General features: G+C 70.2%; 18 protein-coding genes. 8 read left to right on the forward strand and 10 right to left on the reverse strand.

Annotated features, from left to right (window positions below; genetic code table 11):
* Positions 1-23: 23 nt before the first annotated feature.
* Positions 24-1,412 (reverse strand): pitrilysin family protein, encoded by a 1,389-nt coding sequence (locus NW895_RS21060; protein ID WP_289937299.1) that lies wholly within the window; start codon positions 1,410-1,412, stop codon positions 24-26.
* The gene (locus NW895_RS21065; RefSeq protein WP_289937300.1) at positions 1,409-2,779 is read right to left on the reverse strand and encodes a pitrilysin family protein; all 1,371 of its coding nucleotides are present in this window, start codon (positions 2,777-2,779) and stop codon (positions 1,409-1,411) included. Before NW895_RS21065 ends, NW895_RS21060 begins: the two co-directional genes overlap by 4 nt.
* 384 nt (positions 2,780-3,163) lie before the next feature.
* Here NW895_RS21065 and NW895_RS21070 point away from each other — a divergent pair, with 384 nt between their 5' ends.
* Positions 3,164-5,620 carry a DNA topoisomerase IV subunit A gene (locus NW895_RS21070; protein ID WP_289937301.1) on the forward strand — a complete coding sequence of 819 codons (2,457 nt, stop codon included), beginning with the start codon at positions 3,164-3,166 and terminating at the stop codon, positions 5,618-5,620.
* Here the strand turns inward: NW895_RS21070 and NW895_RS21075 are convergent.
* Positions 5,617-6,696: a GTP-binding protein gene (locus tag NW895_RS21075; RefSeq protein WP_289937400.1), complete on the reverse strand. Its 1,080-nt coding sequence runs from the start codon at positions 6,694-6,696 to the stop codon at positions 5,617-5,619. The genes NW895_RS21070 and NW895_RS21075 overlap by 4 nt on opposite strands.
* Before the next feature lie 401 nt (positions 6,697-7,097).
* Here NW895_RS21075 and NW895_RS21080 point away from each other — a divergent pair, with 401 nt between their 5' ends.
* Together NW895_RS21080 and NW895_RS21085 are read left to right on the forward strand one after the other, a co-directional pair.
* Positions 7,098-7,655, forward strand: a complete 558-nt coding sequence (locus NW895_RS21080; RefSeq protein WP_289937302.1) for a DUF6082 family protein — start codon at positions 7,098-7,100, stop codon at positions 7,653-7,655.
* Positions 7,656-7,908: 253 nt separating this feature from the next.
* Positions 7,909-8,145, forward strand: a complete 237-nt coding sequence (locus NW895_RS21085; protein ID WP_289937303.1) for a hypothetical protein — start codon at positions 7,909-7,911, stop codon at positions 8,143-8,145.
* 115 nt (positions 8,146-8,260) lie between these two features.
* Here NW895_RS21085 and NW895_RS21090 read toward each other — a convergent pair whose 3' ends face one another.
* Positions 8,261-9,427 (reverse strand): citrate synthase/methylcitrate synthase, encoded by a 1,167-nt coding sequence (locus tag NW895_RS21090; protein WP_289937304.1) that lies wholly within the window; start codon positions 9,425-9,427, stop codon positions 8,261-8,263.
* Between the two features lie 111 nt (positions 9,428-9,538).
* Between NW895_RS21090 and NW895_RS21095 the strand changes: the two genes are divergently transcribed.
* The 4 genes from NW895_RS21095 to NW895_RS21110 all read left to right on the forward strand — a co-directional run bounded on the left by NW895_RS21095 (position 9,539) and on the right by NW895_RS21110 (position 14,285).
* Positions 9,539-10,795 (forward strand): citrate synthase, encoded by a 1,257-nt coding sequence (locus NW895_RS21095; protein ID WP_289937305.1) that lies wholly within the window; start codon positions 9,539-9,541, stop codon positions 10,793-10,795.
* 56 nt (positions 10,796-10,851) lie between these two features.
* Positions 10,852-11,796, forward strand: coding sequence for a sucrase ferredoxin (locus NW895_RS21100; protein WP_289937306.1), 945 nt, complete (start codon positions 10,852-10,854; stop codon positions 11,794-11,796).
* Between the two features lie 135 nt (positions 11,797-11,931).
* A complete protein-coding gene (locus NW895_RS21105; protein ID WP_289937307.1) occupies positions 11,932-13,608 on the forward strand; it encodes a sensor histidine kinase in 1,677 nt (558 codons plus the stop codon).
* Positions 13,605-14,285 (forward strand): response regulator, encoded by a 681-nt coding sequence (locus NW895_RS21110; RefSeq protein WP_289937308.1) that lies wholly within the window; start codon positions 13,605-13,607, stop codon positions 14,283-14,285. Before NW895_RS21105 ends, NW895_RS21110 begins: the two co-directional genes overlap by 4 nt.
* Before the next feature lie 52 nt (positions 14,286-14,337).
* On the opposite strand, the gene NW895_RS21115 is transcribed toward NW895_RS21110, so the two are convergent.
* The 3 genes from NW895_RS21115 to NW895_RS21125 all read right to left on the reverse strand — a co-directional run bounded on the left by NW895_RS21115 (position 14,338) and on the right by NW895_RS21125 (position 17,127).
* Positions 14,338-15,396, reverse strand: a complete 1,059-nt coding sequence (locus tag NW895_RS21115) for an ABC transporter substrate-binding protein (RefSeq protein ID WP_289937309.1) — start codon at positions 15,394-15,396, stop codon at positions 14,338-14,340.
* A 62-nt stretch (positions 15,397-15,458) separates the two neighbouring features.
* Positions 15,459-16,322, reverse strand: a complete 864-nt coding sequence (locus NW895_RS21120; RefSeq protein ID WP_289937310.1) for an ABC transporter permease — start codon at positions 16,320-16,322, stop codon at positions 15,459-15,461.
* Positions 16,312-17,127, reverse strand: a complete 816-nt coding sequence (locus tag NW895_RS21125; protein WP_289937311.1) for an ABC transporter ATP-binding protein — start codon at positions 17,125-17,127, stop codon at positions 16,312-16,314. The genes NW895_RS21120 and NW895_RS21125 overlap by 11 nt, the downstream gene beginning before the upstream one ends.
* Before the next feature lie 162 nt (positions 17,128-17,289).
* On the opposite strand from NW895_RS21125, the gene NW895_RS21130 reads away from it, so the two are divergent.
* A complete protein-coding gene (locus tag NW895_RS21130) occupies positions 17,290-17,982 on the forward strand; it encodes a response regulator (protein ID WP_289937312.1) in 693 nt (230 codons plus the stop codon).
* Positions 17,983-18,007: 25 nt separating this feature from the next.
* On the opposite strand, the gene NW895_RS21135 is transcribed toward NW895_RS21130, so the two are convergent.
* The 3 genes from NW895_RS21135 to NW895_RS21145 all read right to left on the reverse strand — a co-directional run bounded on the left by NW895_RS21135 (position 18,008) and on the right by NW895_RS21145 (position 22,423).
* Entirely contained in the window at positions 18,008-19,600 is a 1,593-nt protein-coding gene (locus NW895_RS21135; RefSeq protein ID WP_289937313.1) for a cation acetate symporter, read from the reverse strand.
* Positions 19,597-20,151, reverse strand: coding sequence for a DUF485 domain-containing protein (locus NW895_RS21140; RefSeq protein ID WP_289937314.1), 555 nt, complete (start codon positions 20,149-20,151; stop codon positions 19,597-19,599). Before NW895_RS21140 ends, NW895_RS21135 begins: the two co-directional genes overlap by 4 nt.
* 148 nt (positions 20,152-20,299) lie before the next feature.
* Positions 20,300-22,423, reverse strand: a complete 2,124-nt coding sequence (locus NW895_RS21145) for a DNA topoisomerase IV subunit B (RefSeq protein ID WP_289937315.1) — start codon at positions 22,421-22,423, stop codon at positions 20,300-20,302.
* Positions 22,424-22,756 lie beyond the last annotated feature (333 nt).

The following is a 22,756-nucleotide window of genomic DNA, read 5'->3' on the forward strand; positions in this document are numbered from 1 at the left end:
GCGCGCGTGCCGCAGCCGGGTCTCTACTCGGCGGAGACGACGGTGACTTCGCCGATGCCGAGGGCCTCGACGGGCGCCTTGATCTGCGCCGCGTCACCGACGAGGACGGTCACCAGACGGTCCACCGGGAAGGCGTTCACGGCCGCCGCGGTGGCCTCCACGGTCCCGGTCGCGGCGAGCTGGCGGTACAGCGTGGCCTGGTAGTCATCGGGCAGGTGCTGCTCGACCTGGTCGGCCAGCGTGCTCGCCACCGCCGCCGCGGTCTCGTACTTCAGCGGCGCCACGCCCACGAGGTTCTGCACCGCGACGTCGCGCTCGGCGTCGGTGAGCCCTTCCGCGGCGAGCGTACGGAGCACCGTCCACAGGTCCTGCAGGGCGGGGCCGGTGTTCGGGGTGTCGACGGAGCCGCTGATGGCGAGCATAGACGCGCCCGTGCCGTCCGGCGCGGACCTGAGAACCTGTCCGAAGGCCCGCACACCGTAGGTGTAGCCCTTCTCCTCGCGCAGGACGCGGTCCAGGCGGGAGGTGAGGGTGCCGCCGAGGCAGTACGTGCCGAGCACCTGTGCGGGCCACACGCGGTCGTGCCGGTCCGGCCCGATGCGGCCGATCAGCAGCTGTGTCTGGACGGCGCCGGGGCGGTCCACGATGACGACCCGGCCGGTGTCGTCGGCGATCACCGGCGGCACGGGCCTGGGCTCGGCGGCGGAGCCGGTCCAGGAGCCGAGCGTGTCACCCAGCAGCGCGTCGAGGTCGACACCGGTGAGGTCGCCGACGACCACCGCGGTGGCCGTGGCGGGGCGGACGTGCTTCTCGTAGAAGGCGCGTACGGCCGCGGAGTCGATGTTCGCGACCGTCTCCTCGGTGCCCTGGCGCGGGCGCGACATGCGCGAACTCGCCGGGAACAGCTCCTTGGAGAGCTCCTTGGCGGCGCGACGGGAGGGGTTGGCCAGCTCGTGCGGGATCTCGTCGAGGCGGTTGCGCACCAGCCGCTCGACCTCGCTGTCCGCGAAGGCGGGCGCCCTGAGGGCGTCGGCGATCAGGCCGAGCGCCTTGGACAGGCGGGAGGCCGGCACTTCCAGGCTCAGGCGGACGCCGGGGTGGTCGGCGTGCGAGTCCAGGGTGGCGCCGCAGCGCTCCAGCTCGGCGGCGAACTCCTCGGCGGTGTGCTTGTCGGTGCCCTCGGAGAAGGCGCGCGCCATGATCGTGGCGACGCCGTCGAGGCCGGCCGGCTCGGCGTCCAGAGGGGCGTCCAGGAGCACCTCGACGGCGACGACCTGCTGGCCGGGGCGGTGGCAGCGCAGGACCGTCAGGCCGTTGTCGAGCGTCCCGCGCTCGGGGGCCGGGAACGCCCAGGGCTTGGGCTCGCCCGCCTGCGGCTGGGGGTGGAATTCCATCGGGGCGAGCTCGGTCACTTCGCCGCCTCCTCGTTCTCGTCGGTGGCCACGGCCGCGGTGTCCTCGGCGTCTTCGGCTTCGGCGGCGACGGGCTCGTAGACGAGCACCGCGCGGTTGTCGGGGCGCAGGCGGGCCTTGGCGACCTCCTGGACCTCCTGAGCCGTCACGTCCAGCACGCGCTGGACGGCGGTCAGGGCGAGCTGCGGGTCGCCGAACAGCACGGCGTACCGGCACAGTTCGTCGGCGCGGCCCGCGACCGTGCCGAGCCGGTCCAGCCACTCACGTTCCAACTGGGCCTGGGCCCGCTCCATTTCCTCGGCCGTGGGGCCCTCCTCGGCGAACCGGGCGAGCTCCTCGTCGATGGCGGCCTCGATGACCGGCACCTCGACGTCACCGGACGTCTTCACGTCCAGCCACCCCAGGGAGGGCGCCCCGGCGAGCCGCAGCAGGCCGAAGCCGGCGGCCACGGCCGTGCGGTCCCGTCGTACGAGCCGGTTGTACAGGCGGGACGACTCGCCGCCGCCGAGGACGGTCAGCGCGAGGTCCGCCGCGTCGCACGCGCGTGTGCCGTCGTGCGGCAGGCGGTAGGCCGCCATCAGGGCGCGGGCCGGGACCTCCTCCTCGACGACCTCGCGCAGCTGGTCGCCGATGATGTCGGGCAGCGTGCCGTCCCGGGGGGTGGGCTTGCCGTCGTGGGAGGGGATGGAGCCGAAGTACTTCTCGATCCAGGCGAGCGTCTGCTCCGGGTCGATGTCGCCGACGACCGACAGGACCGCGTTGTTCGGCGCGTAGTACGTGCGGAAGAACGCGCGCGCGTCCTCCAGGGTCGCCGCGTCCAGGTCGGCCATCGAGCCGATCGGCGTGTGGTGGTAGGGGTGGCCCTCCGGGTAGGCGAGGGCGGTCAGCCTCTCGAACGCCGTGCCGTAGGGGACGTTGTCGTAGCGCTGCCGGCGCTCGTTCTTGACGACGTCCCGCTGGTTCTCCATGGACTCGTCGTCGAGGGCGGCCAGCAGGGAGCCCATGCGGTCGGCCTCCAGCCAGAGGGCGAGCTCCAGCTGGTGGGCGGGCATGGTCTCGAAGTAGTTGGTCCGCTCGAAGCTGGTGGTGCCGTTCAGCGAGCCGCCGGCCCCCTGCACCAGCTCGAAGTGGCCGTTTCCCTTGACCTGGGCGGAGCCCTGGAACATGAGGTGCTCGAAAAGGTGAGCCAGGCCGGTACGCCCCTTGACTTCGTGGCGTGAGCCGACGTCGTACCAGAGGCACACCGCCGCGACCGGGGTCAGGTGGTCCTCGGAGAGCACCACGCGCAGGCCGTTGGCCAGGCGGTGCTCGGTCGCTGTCAGGCCGCCGGAGCCTGCCTGGGCTGTGGCCGTGTGACCCATGGGCATGTACGTCCCTTCGATCGCGGACGCGGTCGTGGAAACCGCGGTTTTCCTGCCGTCCTGCCACTGTATGCAAGCGTGCGGAGCGTCGGCGAAGTTCCCGGAGGCCGTACGCCGACAGCGAGAACCGGGTCACTCGGCCGGACCGCGTACTCTGCGGGCACCTGCCAGCGCGGGCCGCCGATGCCGGGTCCTGGTCCCGCGTTGTCAGTGCCGCGGTCCACAATGGTCCGCGTCAGACACCGTTCACGCTTCAGCGAGAGTGAGCCGAAGGGGCGCGTCGGTACCGAGAGGACGACCGGGCCCGAAGGGCTGAGCACGGTCGTGCTCTCGGTACCGACGTGAGCGACCCGCAGGCGAGCGACCAGAAAACAGGAGGAGCCGGCAGCGATGGCCCGCCGTAGTACGAAGACCCCGCCGCCCGACGACTCGTACGAGGAGAAGATCCTCGACATCGACGTCGTCGACGAGATGCAGGGCTCCTTCCTCGAGTACGCGTACTCGGTCATCTACTCCCGCGCCCTGCCGGACGCGCGCGACGGCCTCAAGCCGGTGCACCGCCGCATCGTCTACCAGATGAACGAGATGGGCCTGCGCCCCGACCGCGGCTATGTGAAGTGCGCCCGCGTCGTCGGCGAGGTCATGGGTAAGCTGCACCCGCACGGCGACGCGTCGATCTACGACGCCCTGGTGCGCATGGCCCAGCCGTTCTCCATGCGCGTGCCGCTCGTCGACGGCCACGGCAACTTCGGCTCGCTGGGCAACGACGACCCGCCGGCCGCGATGCGGTACACCGAGTGCCGGGCCGCCGATGCCGCGAGCCTGATGACGGAGTCGATCGACGAGGACACCGTCGACTTCGCACCCAACTACGACGGCCAGGAGCAGGAGCCGGTGGCGCTGCCCGCCGCCTTCCCGAACCTCCTGGTCAACGGTGCCTCGGGCATCGCGGTCGGCATGGCCACGAACATGCCGCCGCACAACCTGCGCGAGGTGATCGCGGCCGCCCGCCACCTCATCCGGCACCCGAACGCCGATCTCGACGCCCTGATGAAGCACGTCCCGGGCCCCGACCTGCCCACCGGCGGCCGGATCGTCGGCCTGTCCGGCATCCGGGACGCGTACGAGACGGGCCGCGGCACCTTCAAGATGCGCGCGACGGTGTCGGTGGAGAACGTGACGGCGCGCCGCAAGGGCCTCGTCGTCACCGAGCTGCCCTTCACGGTCGGCCCGGAGAAGGTGATCGCCAAGATCAAGGATCTGGTGGGCTCCAAGAAGATCCAGGGCATCGCCGACGTCAAGGACCTCACCGACCGGCAGCACGGCCTGCGCCTGGTCATCGAGATCAAGAACGGCTTCGTGCCGGAGGCGATCCTGGAGCAGCTCTACAAGCTGACGCCGATGGAGGAGTCCTTCGGCATCAACAACGTCGCGCTGGTCGACGGCCAGCCGCTCACGCTGGGCCTGAAGGAACTCCTGGAGGTCTACCTCGACCACCGCTTCGACGTCGTACGGCGCCGCAGCGAGTACCGCCGCGGCAAGAAGCGGGACCGTCTGCACCTGGTCGAGGGCCTGCTCACGGCCCTGGTCGACATCGACGAGGTCATCCGCCTCATCCGGTCCAGCGAGAACTCCGCGCAGGCCAAGGAACGCCTGATGGAACGCTTCTCGCTGAGCGAGGTCCAGACCCAGTACATCCTGGACACGCCGCTGCGCCGCCTGACCAAGTACGACCGCATCGAGCTGGAGGCGGAGAAGGACCGGCTCAACGCGGAGATCGCGGAGCTGACCCGGATCCTGGAGTCGGACGCGGAGCTGCGCAAGCTGGTCTCCTCGGAACTGGCCGCGGTGGCCAAGAAGTTCGGCACCGAGCGCCGTACGGTCCTGCTGGAGTCGTCGGGTACGCCGGTGGCGGCCGTACCGCTGCAGGTGGCGGACGCCCCGTGCCGGGTGCTGCTGTCCTCGACGGGTCTGCTGGCCCGCACGGCGAACAGCGAGCCCTTCCCGGAGGGCGCCGGCGCCAAGCGCGTCAAGCACGACGTGATCGTCTCCGCGGTGCCGGCCACGGCCCGCGGCGAGGTGGGCGTGGTCACCTCGGCCGGCCGCCTGCTCCGGGTGAACGTGATCGACCTCCCCCAGCTCCCGGAGACCATGACGTCACCGAACCTGTCGGGCGGCGCGCCGCTGGCGGAGTTCGTCTCCCTGGAGGACGACGAGGACGTGGTCTGCCTGACGACGCTCGACGAGTCGTCGCCGGGGCTGGCGCTGGGCACGGCACAGGGCGTGGTCAAGCGCGTGGTGCCGGACTACCCCGCCAACAAGGAAGAACTGGAAGTGATCACCCTCAGGGAGGGCGACCGGATCGTCGGCGCGGTCGAACTGCGCAGCGGTGAGGAGGACCTGGTCTTCATCACGGACGACGCGCAGCTGCTGCGTTTCCAGGCCTCGCAGGTCCGGCCGCAGGGCCGTCCGGCGGGTGGCGTGGCGGGCATCAAGCTCGCCGAGGGCGCGAAGGTCATCTCGTTCACGGCGGTCGACCCGGCCGTGGACGCGGTGGTGTTCACCGTGGCCGGGTCGCGCGGCACGCTGGACGACTCCGTCCAGACGACGGCCAAGCTGACCCCCTTCGACCAGTTCCCGCGCAAGGGCCGCGCCACCGGTGGTGTGCGCTGCCAGCGGTTCCTCAAGGGCGAGGACTGCCTGTCCCTGGCCTGGGCGGGCGCCACCCCCGCGTTGGCCGCGCAGAAGAACGGCTCGCCGGCCGACCTGCCGGAGATCGACCCGCGCCGCGACGGTTCGGGCGTGTCGCTGCCGAAGACGGTGTCGGTGGTGGCCGGGCCGGTTTAGACCGGCGGGTCCTCGGGGTCCGGGTCGTGAGGGCCGTAGGTGTCCCACGATCCGGGATCCTGCTCGCCGGGGCCCTGTACATAGCGCAGGACGCCCCACATGCCGTGCTCGTCGGCGTGCGGGGCGTCGCTCTTGCACGCCTCCAGTTCCTTGGCGAGGGCCGACGCGTCGATGCCGGAGCCGATGAGGACCAGCTGGGTGAGGCGTTCATCGCCGGGCGCCCAGGGCTCCGGGTAGAAGCGGAGGAACCGCCCGACGGCGTGGACGGCGTACCGGTTCCCGGGATCGTGCGGGCCGAAGTCGACGTATCCCTTGATCCGGTACAGCCCCTCGGGCCTGCTGTCGAGGAACGCCATCAACCGGCGCGGGTCGAGCGGCACTTCGGAGGCGAAGGACAGGCTGTCGTAGGCGGTGTGCAGGTGCTCGGCATGATCGTCGCCGCTGAAGTCGTGATCGTGCAGGTCGTCGAAGGACAGCTGCCCGACGCGCTCCTCGCTCGGCTTGCAGTCGAAGAGGAACTCGGGGTCGATACGGCCGTGGGTGGCCGGTACCACGGCGGCACGGTCGGTGAGGGAACGTACGAGGCCGAGGACGCGTTCGCCGTCCGCCGCCCGGTCGAGCTTGTTGACCACGACGAGGTCGGCAAGTGCGAGATGCCGGTCGATCTCGGGGTGCTTCGCGCGTGTGTCGTCGAACTCCGCGGCGTCGACGACCTCGACGAGTCCGCCGTACACCACACCCGGATGTTCACTGGCGAGCACCATCCGCACGAGTTCCTGGGGCTCGGCAAGACCGCTGGCCTCGATCACGATGACGTCGATGCCGGAGGAGGGCCGGGCGAGCCGTTCGAGATAGAGGTCGAGCTCGCCGGCGTCGACGGCGCAGCACAGACAGCCGTTCCCCAGGGAGACGGTGGAGTCGCCGAGCGCTCCCGCCACGGCCATCGCATCGATCTCGATGGCGCCGAAGTCGTTGACGATGGCGCCGATGCGGCTGCCTCCGCTGCGGTGAAGGAGGTGATTGAGCAGGGTCGTCTTCCCGGAGCCGAGGAACCCGGCGAGGACGACGACCGGGATCTGCCGCGGGACGGAGCTGGAACTCGGGTTCGGGCCGGGGTTTGCGCCCGGGACCGGGCTCGGCTGGCTCACCGTGCGACCTCTCTCAAGCCGACGCGTGCACCGGCTCACGATCCCGGTGCACCTACGAAGATTGAATGCCGCCCCAGGATACGAGCCGCAAGATACGCGACGAAGTGAACGATTGTTAGCAGCACTTGCGGGGCAGACGTTGGGCATGGCGCCGGATTGTGCGACCCTCGCTTCCCTCCGTGCGCCTCCTCTCCGCCTCCCCGCCGATCAGAGCCGCTCGGCACTCTGGGAGACGGCAAGGGCCGCCCACCGCTCGCCGGTCCCCTCCAGTCGACCCACGTCCCGACGTACCGACGACCGGCGGACGGCTGCCTGATACGGGGGTTGACATGGCCACACAGAAGATTCCACTGGGGAGGGCGCGGTCGGCCGTCTTCGCGAGCCTGGCCGTCGCGGCCGGCACCGCGGCACTGCTGACCAACCACTTTCGGAAGTACGAGGAGTTGCGCCGCCGGCTCGACCGCATCGAGCAGGACGGCCAGGGGCAGCGGCACGCCGACCTGTCCCGCCAGCAGCGCCTGCTGATCGATCTCCTGGGCAAGGCCATGGACGACCCGGACCTGGCCGCCGTGCTGGACACCTACGAAACCGAGGTACCGGCAAGAACACAGCGGCAGTTCCTGTTCGCCAACGCGCTCTACACCAACGCACTGCACGCCTACCACATCGGCGTGGTCAACGAGGAGGAACTCCGCGGCCACCTGCGCATCATCTGCCAGAACGCGATCTTCCGGCAGTACTGGGAGGCCACCCGCCACCATCGGGCCAGCCTGAGGGATTCTTCGGACGAAGCCCGCCTCGGCCGGATGGTGGACCAGCTCATCCAGGATCTGGACGACGCCGAGGAGTGGTGGGTGGCCGGTGAACTCCCGGAGGAGTTGCAGTAGCCCCAACAGGCGAGCGACCACCCTGGGAAACAGACATTTCACAGCGTGAACGCCGCCTCTGCCATAACTTCCGCCCCGGAAGCGCTATGTTGTCGCCTGCCCCTCGTCTGGGCGCTCCGAGGGCGGATCCGCTCTCGGAGGACGATTCAGCGCTCGCCCAGGCGTACCCCTGCCCGGTCGGCGCCGCACTCCGAGGGACCCCGCCGCTCGGAGAGTTCTGCTACTTCGAGTTCCAAGGATTCGTGATCCACCGGTGAAGATCGTGCGTCGAGTTGGGGCATCTCCGCGTGAGCGCGGAAGCCTGAGCGGCCAGTCCTGCCCAGACATCTTCGAACTGAGCGACGGGAATTTCGCGGTGATCGGGACAGAGGCCACGCCGCTCCTCGACCCGGAACTTCCCCATGACGCATCCCGCGCGGACGACGAACGCATCGTCGTCATCACCCGCGAAACCCTGCTCCGGGCCAAGGCGCAGATCCCGGACGCCTAGCCGCACGTCATAGCGGGAACGCAGGCAGCCGCAGGTCACGGCGAACAGCGGGCGCACAGCCGCACGCGACGGCGAGCAGGGCCTGCCCGGCATACTTCGGGCAGGCCTCGGCCGTTCAGACCGTCGTCGGCACGGCCACCGGCGGCACCGGCCCCACATAGCGCGCCACCGGCCGGATGATCTTCGAGTCCTGCGCCTGTTCCAGGATGTTGGCACTCCAGCCCACCACCCGCGCCGCCGCGAACGTCGGCGTGAACATCTCGCGCGGCAGGCCGCAGAGCTCCATGACCACGCCCGCGTAGAACTCGACGTTGGTGTGGAGCTCGCGGCCGGGCTTCAGTTCGGCGAGGATCGCCTCCACCTGGCGCTCCACCTCGACGGCGAACTCCACACGCGGGCCGCCGAACCGCCGAGCCACCTCGCGGAGCATCCGGGAGCGGGGGTCCTCGGTCCGGTAGATCGCATGGCCGAAGCCCATGATCCGCTCGCCGGCGAGGACCCGTTCGCGGATCCAGGGGCCGATGCGGTCGGGAGTGCCGATCGCGTCCAGGGTGTCCAGCGCACGGCTGGGCGCACCGCCGTGCAGCGGACCCGACAGCGCCGCCACCGCTCCGGCGAGGCACGCCGCCACGTCCGCACCCGTCGACGCGATGACCCGGGCCGTGAAGGTTGACGCATTGAATCCATGATCAATGGTTGAGATCAAGTACTGCTCGATGGCGCGGGCCCGGTGCTCGTCCGGTTCCGAGCCGGTCAACATGTAGAGGTAATTCGCCGCGTAGGACAGGTCCTCGCGCGGCTCCACCGGGTCGAGCCCCTTTCCCAACCGGTGCAGCGCGGTGAGCAGGGTCGGTACGGCCGCCGCCGCCACGAGGGTGTCCTGGCGGCGGCGGTCGGGGTCGATGTCGTAGACCGGACGGAAGCCCTCGGCCGCGCCGAGCAGCGACAGAGCCGTGCGCATCCCGGACAGCGGGCCCGATCGTCCACTGGCCGCCGCGATGGCGGGCAGCGCCTCGCGCACCTCGTCGGGCAGCCGCCGCAACGCGGCGGTCTCGGCGGCGAAGGCGGCGCGGCGCTCGGCGTCCGGCAGGTCGCCGTGGACCAGGAGATGCCACACGTCCTCGAAGCCGCGGGTCTGCGCGAGTTCCACAGCGGAGTACTGACGGTAGTGATAGAAGCCCTCAAGCCCCCGGACGTCACCGATTTCCGTGTCGGTCACGACGACGCCGGCGAGTCCCCGTGGCACCTCGACGCGTGTGGCTGCCGACCTATTGACTGGCATGATTACCCTCCCTGGACTTGATTCGACTGTCCATGATTGACTAATTTCCTGTCAATATTGATTGAATCAATGTGTCGTCCATGGGCTGCAAGGGTGGTTACGGTGGCCGCTATGCGTGATCGAGAACCCGGCCCCGTCGATGCGGAACGGCGGCTGAGCACCAAGGAGGCCGCCGAACTGCTCGGCGTGAAACCCGAGACCGTGTACGCGTACGTGAGCCGCGGTCAGCTCGGCAGCCGCCGCGTGCCCGGCGGCCGGGGCAGCACCTTCGACGCCAAGGAGGTGGAGGCGCTCGCCCGCCGCAACAGGCGGGAGCGCGGCGGAACGTCGAGCTCAGGGGACGAGCTGTCCGTCCGGACGCGCATCACGCTCATCGACAAGGACCGGTACTACTTCCGGGGCGTCGACGCGGCCGAACTGGCCGCACGGCACACCTACGAAGAGGTGGCCGAGTGGCTGTGGACGGGACGGCCCCGTCCCGGCGCCACCTTCACCGCCCCCCAGGCCTCCGTCGCCGTCGCCCGCCGCGCGGTCAAGGCCCTGCCCGAGCACACGGCGCCCACCGACCGCTTGAGGGTCGCCGCCGTCGCCGCCGCTGCCGCGGACCCGTTGCGCTTCGACCTGTCGGAGGAGGCCGTACTCGGCACCGCGCGCACCCTCATCCCCACCCTGGTCGCCGCCCTGCCACCCATGTGGCACGACCACCGCGACGAGGGCCCGCTGGCCCACCGCCTGTGGGCGCGACTCAGCGGGCGTCCCGCCGACGAGGCGTCCCTGCACGTCCTGGACACGGCGCTCGGACTGCTCGCCGACCACGACCTGGCCGCCTCGACGCTCGCCGTGCGTGTCGCCGCCTCGGCCCGTGCGCACGCCTACGCCGCCGTCTCCGCCGGGCTCGGCGTGATCGAGGGCCCGCTGCACGGCGCGGCCAGCGGGCTCGCCCACCGGCTGCTGCTCGAAGTGCTCGACCAGGGCAGCGCGGCACCCGTGATCGCGGACGAGCTGCGGGCCGGGCGCCGCATCCCGGGACTCGGCCACCGGCTCTACCCCGGCGAGGACCCACGCGCGCGTGCCCTGTTCGCCCTCCTTGAGGAGATCCCCCGGGCCGCGCCCGCCCTCGCGGCGGCCCGGGACATCGTGGCCACCACCGCCCGCCACACACCGCTGCACGCCAACGTCGACCTGGCGCTCGCCGTGCTCACCGCCTCGTCCGGCATGCCCGCCACCGCCGGCGAGACCATCTTCGCCGTGGCGCGTACGGCGGGCTGGATCGCCCACGCCCTGGAGGAGTACGGAGAACGCCCGCTGCGCATGCGCCCGAGCGGTTTCTACGTGGGTCCGAAGCCACCTCAGCCGATGCCGCACTGATCCTCCGGCAGGGCCTGAGCGTCAATCTCGGCCCAAGTCAGGTTAGGCTCACCTCTGTGAGTACGTGCTCAACCGTCTCCCGCGGTCTCGACGAGCCCGTCGCGGGAACCGCGGCCACCGCCAGGACCTGGCTGCTGCTCGAACAGCCCGGCCCGTGGGGTGCCAAGGCGCTCACGTCGAGCCACCTGGACCCCGCGCTCGGCCGCGCCCTGGAGGCCGCGGCGAAGAACACGGGCGTACGCATCGCGCTCATCCGCCGTCCCGGTCGGCACGCGGACTGCGGCACGTCCGCCGAGCGTCAGGTGTACGCGGCCCACACGATGCCGGGGAACGTGTGGCTGCGCACCGCCACCACCGCGGACCCCCGGCAACTGCTCGAACTCGACTTCGCCGCGCTCGGCAGGGGCGACCACCGCACGTTCGACGCGGCGCTCGGGGGCGGGCCCCACACGGGCGATCCGCTCGCCCTCGTCTGCACCAACGGCAAGCGCGACCGCTGCTGCGCGCTCCTCGGCCGGCCCCTGGCCGCCGAGCTCGCCGCCTCCGGAGCCGAGGGCGTCTGGGAGGTCACCCATCTGGGTGGACATCGCTTCTCCCCGACGCTGCTCGTGCTGCCGTACGGCTACGCGTACGGCAGGGCCGAGGCCCATGCCGTCAAGGAGGTCCTGCACGGTGCGCAGGAGGGGCGGATCGTCGTGGCGGGGTGCCGCGGGAACTCGGCCTGGGAGCGGCCCGGCCAGGCGGCCGAGCTGGCCGTGCGCACGGCGGTGGGCGAGTACGGGGCCGAGACGCTGAGCGTCGTACGGACGGACGGCGCCGCTCCGCGCTGGGAGGTGACCGTCGCCCACGTGGACGGGCGTCACTGGCGGGTCGTGGTGGCCCATGGCGCGTCCCTGCCGCCCCGTGCGGAGAGCTGCGGGGCGTCGGTGCTGGGGACGCCGGCGCGGATGGACGTGGTGGAGGTGCGCGAGCTGGCGGTGACGACGGCGCTCGCGAGCTGACCTGGAGCTTTGCTCCGTTGGCGCTTGACGCCGGTTGTCCACGCATTGATCGGGCACTGGCTTCCCATGCGTTGATCAAGAGATCCACGCCACACCCGTTACGGCAGCTCGGTAGCCCCACGTACCGTCATGGGTATGAGCCCCACTCCCCCAGCACGCCGCCTGCGCCTCGGTCTGCCACGGCGGGTGTTCTCGCAGGTGCTGCTGATGCAGGTGGCGATCGCCGCGGGAGTCGCGGTGCTCGCCACCGGTCTTTTCCTCGCACCCCTGAGCCACCAGCTGGACGACCAGGCGATGCGCCGGGCGCTCTCCATCGCGCAGACCACCGCGCAGGAGCCGCAGCTCGTCAAGGAGCTGGAGACCACCCCGCCGTCGCCGGACGGGCCGGTGCAGAGGGAGGCGGAGCGGATCAGGAAGGCCACCAAGGCCAGATATGTCGTGGTGATGGACTGGCGCGGTGTGCGCTGGTCGCACACCGATGTGCGGCAGATCGGCAGGACCGTCTCGACGGACCCCAGTGAGGCCCTGGCCGGCAAGGAGGTCATGGCCATCGACGAGGGCACCCTGGGCCGCACCGCCCGCGGCAAGGTGCCCCTGCGCGACGGCGAGGGCCACATCGTCGGCGCGGTGTCGGTCGGTATCGCGTACGACAGCGTCCGGGCCCGTCTGATCCACGCCATCCCGGGGTTGTTCGCGTACGCCGGCGGCGCCCTGGCGGTCGGCGCGCTGGCCGCCTGGCTCATCTCCCGCCGGGTCCAGCGGCAGACCCGTGACCTGGCCTTCTCCGATATCGCGGGGCTGCTCGCGGAACGTGAGGCAATGCTGCACGGCATCCGGGAGGGCGTCGTCGCCCTCGACCGCGTCGGCCACATCCGCCTCCTCAACGACGAGGCGCAGCGCCTGCTGGGCATCGGTGACGAAGCCGTCGGCCGGTCCCCCGACGAGGCGCTCGGCGAGGGCCGCACGGCCGACGTCCTGGCGGGCCGGGTCACCGGCACCGATCTGCTCACCGTCCGCGGCCAGCGGGTGTTGGTCGCCAACCGCATGCCCACCGACGACGGCGGCGCCGTCGCCACCCTGCGCGACCGCACCGAGTTGGAGCAACTGGGCCGGGAACTGGACTCGACGCGCGGTCTGATCGACGCCCTGCGCGCCCAGGACCATGAGCACGCCAACCGCATGCACACGCTGCTGGGGCTGCTGGAACTGGAGATGTACGACGACGCCGTGGAGTTCGTCGGGGAGGTGGTCGGCGACCACCGGGCCACCTCGGAACAGGTCACCGAGAAGATCCGGGATCCGCTGCTCGCCGCCCTGCTGGTGGGCAAGGCGACCGTGGCGGCCGAGCGCGGAGTCGCCCTGTGGGTCTCGGACCGGACGCGGCTGCCGGACCGCCTGATCGACCCCAGGGGGCTCGTCACGATCGTCGGCAACCTGGTGGACAACGCGCTGGACGCCGTCGCGGGCACCCCGCACGCGCGCGTGGAGGTCGAATTGAGCGCCGAGGGGCGCACCGCGGTTCTCAGGGTGCGTGACACGGGACCCGGGATCCCGGTGGAACAACGGGAGCTGGTCTTCACGGAGGGGTGGTCCACCAAGAAGCCGCCGGCCCACCGCCAGCGCGGCCTCGGGCTCTCCCTGGTGCGCAGGCTCGCCGAGCGGCAGGGTGGCAGCGCGACGGTCGGCGAGGCGTACGGCGGAGGCGCGGAGTTCACCGTCGTGCTGCCCGAGGCGCTCACCGAGCCGGAGACGGTACCCGCCCTCACCGCGACGGCAGCCACGCAGACCGCCACCGAGGAGGAGTCGCGATGATCGAGGTCCTTGTCGTGGACGACGACACCCGGGTCGCGCAGGTCAACGCGGCCTACGTCGAGAAGGTGCCGGGGTTCCACGTCGCCGGTGCGGCGCACAGCGCGGCGGAGGCGTTGCGGCAGCTGGAGACGCTGCCCCGCCTGGACCTGGTCCTCATGGACCACTACCTGCCCGACGAGACGGGCCTGGCGGTCGTCCAGGAGATGCGCCGGCGCGGCCACCAGACCGATGTGATCATGGTGACGGCGGCACGGGACGTGTCCACCGTGCAGGCGGCGATGCGGCACGGCGCGCTGCAGTACCTGGTCAAGCCGTTCGCCTTCGCGGGTCTGCGCGCCAAGCTGGAGGCCTACGCGGAGCTGCGCCGCACCCTCGACAGCGGCGGTGAGGCGGAACAGGCGGAGGTGGACCGTATCTTCGGCGCCCTGTCGGCGCCGTCGGAGCCGGACCTGCCCAAGGGGCACTCCCCCACGACCGCGGAGTTGGTGCGCCAGTCCCTGATGAACGCCGACGGCCCGCTGTCGGCCCAGGAGATCGCCGAGCGGACCGGGGTGAGCCGCCAGACCGCCCAGCGCTACCTGAAGCTCCTGGAGCGCACAGGACGGGCCAGGCTGACCCTCAAGTACGGCGACGCGGGCCGCCCGGAACACCGTTACGTGTGGGCGACCCGCGCCTGAGCACGGCCCGTGGTGGCGGGGGAAGGAACCGTGCCCTCCCCTCATACGGATGTCAGCCCGCCGCCTTCTCGGCGAACTCCGTCGTGTAGGTCTTGCTCAGGTCCACGTCGGCGTTCTTGATGTTGGGGTTGAACGCCTTGAGCACCCTCTCAACCGTTGCGGGGCCGTTCGCGGGCATCACGCCGTCCTTGGTGAACATCGGCAGCGTGCTCTTGATCGCCTGTGCGTAGAGGGCCTTGTCTCCCTGCGAGTAGTCGGCGGGCATCTTGTCGGCGATCTGGGACGCGCTGTGGGTGGACATCCACTTGAGGGTCTTGACGAATGCATTGACCAGCTTCTGGACCGTGTCCTTGTGGCTGTTCACCCAGTCCGTCTGCATGTAGAGACTGGACGACGGGTAGGGACCGCCGAGCGCCTCCTGCGACCCCTGCGGCGTCCGCATGTCGAGGAGGATCTTGCCTGCCTTCTTGTCCAGGATCGTGGCGACGGTCGGGTCGGTCGTCATGCCACCGTCGATGGCGCCCTTCTGCAGCGCGGAGATGAAGGTCGGGCCCGCGCCGACGGCGACCGGGGTGAACTCGCTGACACTCACGCCGTTCTTGACCGCGAGGTACTTGGTGAGGAAGTCGGTCGAGGAGCCGAGGCCGGTGATGCCGAGCTTCTTGCCCTTGAAGTCCTCGGGTGACGTGATGTCGCCCGCCGCTTTGGTGGAGACGATCTCCACCTCGCCGGGCGCACGCGAGAACTGCACGACGGACTCGACGTGCTTGCCCTTCGTCTGGAGGTCGAGCGTGTGGTCGTAGAAGCCGACGGCTCCCTGGACCTGGCCGGAGACGAGAGCGGTCTCGGCCTGGACACCGGCGGGCTCGCTCAGCAGCTGAACGTCCAGGCCCTCGGCGTCGAAGTAGCCCAGCCGCTGGGTGAGCATCGCCGGCAGGTAGATGACCTTGTCCAGGCCACCGACCATGATCTTGACCTTCGTTCCCTTGCCGTCGCCGTTGCTGCCGGAGTCGGCGCTCGTGCCCGCCGCGTCGTTGGCACAGGCGGTGAGGGTGGAGAGGGCGAGCAGTCCGGCGGCGGCCAGCGCGGCGTATCTGGCGGTCTTGCGCATGGTGGTTCACGTCCTTGTGAGGGAGCGGTGCGGGAAGGAACAGAGATGCTGTGGAGGCCTGTTCAGCTCTCGGAGCGGTGCGGCTTCCAGCGGAAGATGCGGCGCTCGGCGAAGGTGAGCAGCCCTTCCGCGAGGAGCGCGACGACGGCCAGGATGACCATCGCGGCGTACACACCGGCCGCGTTGAAGGTGCCCTGGGACTGCGCGACGAGCAGGCCGATGCCCTTCGTCGCGCCGATGTACTCGCCGACGATCGCGCCGATGAGAGCGAAGCCGAAGCTGACGTGCAGGCTGGTGAAGATCCACGAGGTGGCGGACGGGATGACGACCTGAAGCGTCACCCTGCGGTCGCTCGCGCCGAGGATCCGGGCGTTGGCGACGAGGTTGCGGTCGACCTCGCGGGCGCCCTGGAAGGCGTTGAAGAACACCGGGAAGAACACCAGGACGACGGCCGAGGCCACCTTGGAGGCCGGTCCGAGCCCGAACCAGATCACGAAGATGGGTGCGAGGACGATCCTGGGTATCGAGTTGAGCACCTTGATGTATGGACCAAGGACATCGGCGAGAAAGGTGATCCGCCCCAACGCGATACCGAGGACGACACCGGCGATCACGCCGAAGACCCAGCCGAGCAACGCCTCGTACAGCGTGTACCAGATCTGCTCGCCCAGCGAGCCGAGCGCGGTCCCGTGCATCACCCATGTGGAGATCTGGTCCCAGATCTTCGAGGGCATCGAGAAGTTGAACGGATCGATGACCTTGGCCCGGGAGAGCGCCTCCCACAGACCGAGGACGGCGACGAGGAGCAGCGCACGGACGGCCGAGACGACGATCTTGCGTCTGCGGGCGGCTCGGGCCCGCGAGTACGCGCGCTCCGGGGCCTTGGCCGTTTCGGTGATCGGCGTGCTGAGGACCTCATGCGACATGGGCTGCACCCCTCTCGCGGGTGATGCGGACCTCTTCGCCGAGGGACTCCCAGATCTCGCGGTAGATCTCGATGAACCGGGGTTCCATGCGCACCTGTTCGACCTTGCGCGGTCGCGGCAGATCGATGTCGAAGACCTGCTTGACGGTGGCCGGCCCGGCGGTCATCACCACGACCTTGTCGGCCAGGGCGATGGACTCCTCCAGGTCATGGGTGACGAAGACGACGGAGGCGCCCGTGCCCTCCCACAGTTCGAGCAGTTCGTCCGACATCAGGGCCCGCGTCTGCACGTCGAGGGCCGAGAACGGCTCGTCCATGAGCAGGATCTCGGGATCGTTGACGAAGGTCGCGGCGAGCGCGACCCGCTTGCGCTGGCCGCCGGAGAGCTGGTGCGGGTAGCGGTCCTCGAAGGCGGCGAGCCCGACCCGGGCCAGCCATTCGCGCGCCTTCCGCTTCGCGTCGGCCTTCGGTACGCCGCGGAAGAGCGGGCCCGCCATCACGTTGGACAGGACCGAGCGCCAGGGGAAGGTGGCGTCCTGCTGGAAGACGAACCCGACCTTGTCACCGACGCCGCGCACCGGCTCACCGGCGACCAGGACGTCGCCCTCGGTCGGCTCCTCCAGGCCGCTGACCAGGGTCAGCGTGGTCGACTTGCCGCAGCCCGTGGGCCCGACGACTGCGACGAACTCGCCACGCCCCACCGTGAGATCCAGTTCTCTGACGGCCGTGTGCAGGGCCCCGGAGGGGGTCCTGAAGGTCTTGCTGGCGCCCCGCAGTTCGATGGCGGGGCTGGTGTCTGCGCTCATGGCCGGGGACGGTAGATGTGGCGTGGGGCACGGCATCAGTCTTCTGAGCGCATACCGTTCTTTTGCCTGCAACCGCCTGTTGTGCTCATTTTGCTCGCGATAGAAACAGCGAAGCCGAAACACGGGCTTAACGCTCGCCTGGCCTTGACGGAAAGAGGCCCGATGATTGACGTCCTGGTCGTGGACGACGACTTCCGTGTCGCCGAGATCAACGCCACATACGTGGGAAAGGTTCCCGGCTTCCGGGTAGTGGCCCGCGCGCACAGTGCGGCCCAGGCACTGACCGCGGTACAGCGCGGAGGCGTCGACCTGGTGCTGCTCGACCACTACCTGCCCGACCAGACGGGCCTCGAACTCGTCCACCGCATGCGGGAGCAGGGGCACGGCACCGACATCATCATGATCACCGCGGCCGGCGACGTGGGAACCGTACAGACCGCGATGCGCCTGGGCGCCCTGCACTACCTCGTCAAGCCGTTCACCTTCGCCGCGCTGCGCACCCGCCTGGACTCCTACGCCGCCCTGCGCCGCACCGTCGACCGCGTCGGCGGCCGCGGCATCGCCGGGCAGGAACAGGTCGACCGGATCTTCAGCGCCCTGCGCACCGCGCCGGTCCCGTCGTCACCAGGCCTTCCGAGCGGCCACTCGGAGCCGACGACCGAACTGATCTGCCGCGTCCTGCACCGCGCCGACCACCCGCTCTCCGCCCACGAGGTCGCCGCCGAGACGGGCCTGAGCCGCTCCACGGCCCAGCGCTACCTCCGCCACCTGGAACAGGCCGGACGCCTCCGTCTCTCCCTCAAGTACGGCGACACGGGCCGACCGGAGCACCAGTACGCGTGGGTGGCGCCATAGCCGTACGACCATGGAGGCGCCGCCCCTACGCCGCCCCCGCCCCCGTCAACGCCCGCACCTCCGTCTCCGCGTGCTTGGCCTCGTCGGGGACCTCCGTCGAGGTGACCGTCCCGAGCCACCCCGCGACGAAGCCCAGCGGGATCGAGACGAGGCCGGGGTTCTGCAGCGGGAAGTACTGGAAGTCGACGCCGGGGAAGAGGGCGTCGGGGCTGCCCGACACCACCGGCGACAGCAGCACGAGCACCACGGCCGGGATCAGCCCGCCGTAGACGGCCCACACGGCGCCGCGCGTGGTGAAGCGCCGCCAGAACAGGGAGTAGAGCAGCACGGGCAGGTTGGCCGACGCGGCGACGGCGAAGGCGAGGCCGACGAGGAAGGCGACGTTGAGGTCACGGGCGAGCAGGCCGAGAGCGATCGCGACCACGCCGATGCCGACCGCGGCGACGCGCGCCACGACCACCTCACTGCGCGGCTTGCCGCGGCGTCGCCGCAGGGACGCGTACAGGTCGTGGGCCACGGACGCCGAGGAGGCCAACGTGATGCCGGCGACCACCGCGAGGATCGTGGCGAAGGCGACAGCGGCCACGACCGCGAAGAGAACCGTTCCCCCTGTGGACTCCGCGCCGCCGCCCAGATCGAGCGCCAGCAGCGGAACGGCCGTGTTCCCGGCCGCGTTCGACTCCCGTACGGCATCCGGCCCCACGAGTGCGGCCGCACCGTAGCCGAGGACGATCGTCATCAGATAGAAGCCGCCGATGAGCCCGATCGCCCAGACCACCGAACGCCGTGCCGCCCGTGCGGTGGGCACGGTGTAGAAGCGGGAGAGGATGTGCGGCAGCCCGGCCGTGCCCAGCACCAGGGCAAGCCCCAGGCTGATGAAGTCGAAGCGAGCGGTCCAGTCCCCGCCGTACTTCAGCCCGGGCGCCAGGAACGCCTCACCGTGACCGCTGCGTTCCGCCGCCGTGAGCAGCAGTCGGTCGACGTCGCCGTGGAACCGGACCAGGACGAGCACGGTCAGCGCGACGGTGCCGCAGAGCAGCAGGACCGCCTTCACGATCTGAATCCACGTGGTGGCCCGCATCCCTCCCAACGACACATAGATCACCATGAGCGCTCCGACGCCGACGATGGTCCAGTTCTGCGCGCCCTCGCTCGTGCCCCCGAGCAACAGCGCGACCAGACTGCCCGCGCCCACCATCTGCGCCACCAGATACAGAACGGACACGGCCACCGACGAAGTTCCCGCCGCGATCCGCACCGGCCGCTCCCTCATGCGCGCCGCCACCACGTCGGCCAGCGTGAACCGCCCGCAGTTGCGCACCAGTTCAGCGACGAGGAAGAGCACCACGAGCCACGCCACGAGGAAGCCCACCGAGTAGAGCATCCCGTCGTAGCCGAACAGAGCGATGAGCCCGGAGATGCCGAGGAAGGAGGCGGCCGACATGTAGTCACCCGCGATGGCAAAACCATTTTCCATGGGGGTGAAGAGCCGACCGCCCGCGTAGAACTCCTCCGCCGATCCGCGCCGGTTGCGGCTCGCCCACGTCGTGATCGCCAGCGTGACCACCACGAACGCGCTGAACAGCAACAACGCGGGCGTCTTGTGGTCGCCCGTCACGCAGCACCGCCCCGAACGCCGCGCGCCAGCTCCTGGGTGTCCCAGCGCAGTTCGAGCGCGGCCCTGTCCCTGCGCAGCCGCGCGTGCCGGGCGTATGCCCAGGTGAGCACGAAGGTGCTCAGGAACTGCCCGAGCCCCGCGAGCATCGCCACGTTCACTGCCCCCGCCACGGGCCGGGCCATCAGCCCGGGCGCGGCCGTGGCGGCGACGACGTAGGCCACGTACCAGGCCAGGAACACGGCCACCGCCGGCACCACGAACCTCCGGTACCGACCGCGCACCTCCTGGAAGGCCTCACTGCGTTGCACCTCGAGGTACACGTCGGCTGCCGTGGCCCGCGTCCCGTCCCCGCTCTCCCCGCGCGCCGCCGGGGGCACGCCGGTGTCCGCCGACTCACCCCAGCCGGAGGCGAGGGCGTCGTACCAGGGGTCGTCGTACCTCAGGCTCGCCCCGGGCGCCCGGTCGAAGGCCGGGGTGTGATCATCGTGATGCCCGGCCGAACTGTCGTGACCGCCCCCGCCTCGGCGGGGACGACCGTTGCTTGGCTGCATGTCCAAGGATGGACAGAACGGAAAGATCCGCGACTCTTCTTCCTCGCGCTCTTCACCCCATCAGGTGACTCAACCCGCTGGTGGCCGCACCGGCCCGGCGGGCCAGGCCCCGAACCTCTCGGAGCCCGGCCCGGATCCAGCGCGGCGTCTACGCGTCGATGCGCGAGCGGTCCAGCGTCGCCGCCGAGTTGGAGATGAACTCCTTGCGCGGGGCTACCTCGTTGCCCATCAGCAGGTCGAAGACCTGTTCAGCGGCCTCCAGATCGGTGAGGTTGATCCGGCGCAGCGTGCGGTGGCGCGGGTCCATCGTGGTCTCGGCCAGCTGGTCGGCGTCCATCTCGCCGAGGCCCTTGTACCGCTGGATGGAGTCCTTGTACCGGATGCCCTTGCTCTGGAACTCCATGAGCTTGTCGCGCAGCTCCCGGTCCGAGTACGTGTAGACGTACTTGTCCTGGCCCTTCTTCGGCTGGATCAGCTCGATGCGGTGCAGCGGCGGCACCGCGGCGAACACCCTGCCGGCCTCGACCATGGGCCGCATGTAGCGGTGGAACAGCGTCAGCAGCAGGGTCCGGATGTGAGAGCCGTCCACGTCGGCGTCGGTCATCATGATGATCTTGCCGTAGCGGGCCGCGTCGATGTCGAAGGTCCGGCCGGAACCGGCTCCTATGACCTGGATGATCGCGCCGCACTCGGCGTTCTTCAGCATGTCCGTGACGGACGACTTCTGGACGTTGAGGATCTTGCCGCGGATCGGCAGCAGCGCCTGGAACTCGGAGTTCCGGGCGAGCTTCGCCGTACCGAGCGCGGAGTCGCCCTCGACGATGAACAACTCGCTGCGCTCGACGTCGTCGCTGCGGCAGTCGGCGAGCTTGGCGGGCAGGGAGGAGGACTCCAGGGCTGTCTTGCGGCGCTGCGCGTCCTTGTGCTGGCGGGCGGCGATGCGGGTGCGGGCCGCTGCGACGGCCTTCTCCAGCACGACGCGGGCCTGCTGGGCGGCGTCACGCTTCGTGGAGGTCAGGAACGCCTTGAGCTCCTTGGAGACGACGTTGTTCACGATCCGCCGGGCCGCCGAGGTGCCGAGGACTTCCTTGGTCTGGCCCTCGAACTGCGGCTCGGCGAGGCGGACCGTGACGACCGCCGTGAGGCCTTCCAGGGCGTCGTCCTTGACGATGTCGTCCTCGGCGACGCGCAGGAGCTTCTTGGTGCGCAGCACCTCGTTCATCGTCTTGGTGACGGCCTGCTCGAAGCCGGCGACATGGGTGCCGCCCTTGGGGGTGGCGATGATGTTGACGAACGACCTGACCGTCGTGTCGTAGCCGGTTCCCCAGCGCAGCGCGACGTCGACGCCGAGCTCGCGGGTGACCTCGGTGGGCGTCATCTGGCCGCGGTCGTCGAGGACCGGAACCGTCTCCTTGAAGGTGCCCTGTCCGCTGAAGCGGAGGACATCGCAGACGGGCTTGTCGCTCGCCAGGAACTCGCAGAACTCGCTGATTCCGCCGTCGAAGCGGAAGGACTCCTCGCCCTTGCTGCCGCCTTCGCCGAGGCCGTACTCGTCGCGGACGACGATGGTGAGCCCGGGCACCAGGAACGCGGTCTGGCGGGCGCGCTGGTGCAGCGTGTCCAGGGAGAGCTTGGCGTCCTTGAGGAAGATCTGGCGGTCGGCCCAGTACCGCACGCGCGTGCCGGTACGCGTCTTCGGGATCTTCTTGGCCTTGCGCAGCCCGCCCTTGGCCTCGAACTTGGCGTCCGGGCCCAGCGCCGCGAAGGCGCCCGGGACTCCGCGGCGGAAGCTGATGGCGTGGGTGTGTCCCGCGCGGTCCACCTCGACGTCCAGCCGGGCGGACAGGGCGTTCACCACGGAGGCGCCGACGCCGTGCAGACCGCCGGAGGCCGCGTACGAGCCGCCGCCGAACTTGCCGCCGGCGTGCAGCTTGGTCATGACGACCTCGACGCCGGAGAGGCCGGTCTTGGGTTCGACGTCGACCGGGATGCCGCGGCCGTTGTCCCGGACCTCGACCGAGCCGTCGTCGTGGAGGATCACCTCGATGTGGTCGCAGTAGCCTCCGAGGGCCTCGTCGACGGAGTTGTCGATGATCTCCCACAGGCAGTGCATCAGACCGCGGCTGTCGGTCGAGCCGATGTACATGCCCGGGCGCTTGCGCACGGCCTCAAGCCCCTCAAGGACGAGCAGGTGCCGCGCGGTGTAGTTGGAACCGTCCCGGTCTGCTCCTGCCAGCAGCGCTGTGGACGGCACGGACGTCTCGGCGGTCACGCGGTTCGCTCCTCGCTGAATTTCAGATGGGGCCCTCTTGGGTAAGGGCGCGCCTTGGGTCACCGCTCAGAGGGTACCGAGGCCTGGTAGAGCCGTTGTAACGCCACCCTCGTCGGGAGCACAGACTAGTCCAGGGTCGCATGCATGTTCGATCCCTCGATGGGGTGAAGTACACATCACGTTCCCTTCGAGGCATGAACCATTTAGGCTCCGGGCACGTCCTCATGAACAAACCGGCAATCCAGCCGGGGGGACCGACACTGACCGACAGCGCGAACCCGTACTACGCAGAGACACGCAATACGGCACATTCGCCGCCAACCGGCAACAGCC

Origin of the sequence: Streptomyces sp. S.PNR 29 (assembly GCF_030386795.1) — a bacterium.
Classification (GTDB): domain Bacteria; phylum Actinomycetota; class Actinomycetes; order Streptomycetales; family Streptomycetaceae; genus Streptomyces.